This is a genomic window from Sphingorhabdus sp. (assembly GCF_046292425.1).
GTDB lineage: Bacteria > Pseudomonadota > Alphaproteobacteria > Sphingomonadales > Sphingomonadaceae > Sphingorhabdus_B.
Window position 1 is genome coordinate 325 of sequence record NZ_JBKBQV010000113.1, and the last position, 283, is coordinate 607.

The following is a 283-nucleotide window of genomic DNA, read 5'->3' on the forward strand; positions in this document are numbered from 1 at the left end:
GGGCGTGTTGAACCGCATTTTTCCCGCCGCCAGGGTGGCGATCCAGGCGAAGACCTGCACCCCCGCCGGCACGCTGACGGCCATGGAGGCGGCGCTGAAATAGTTGATCGAAATCTGCGGCATGCCCGTGGTGAACATGTGGTGCGCCCAGACGCCGAAGCTGATGAAGCCCGTCGCCAGCATGGCCAGCACCACCAGCCGATAGCCGACCAGCTTGGTCTGGGCGACCGCCGGGATTAAGGTCGACATCGCCCCCGCCGCCGGCAGGAAGATGATGTAGACC

The 283-nt window shown here is 65.4% G+C and carries 1 protein-coding gene; it reads right to left on the reverse strand.

Features of this window, described 5'->3' with window-relative positions:
* Window positions 1–283, reverse strand: a 283-nt coding sequence (locus ACK4S7_RS13155) for a cbb3-type cytochrome c oxidase subunit I (RefSeq protein WP_409647707.1), incomplete at both ends; no start/stop codon positions are given.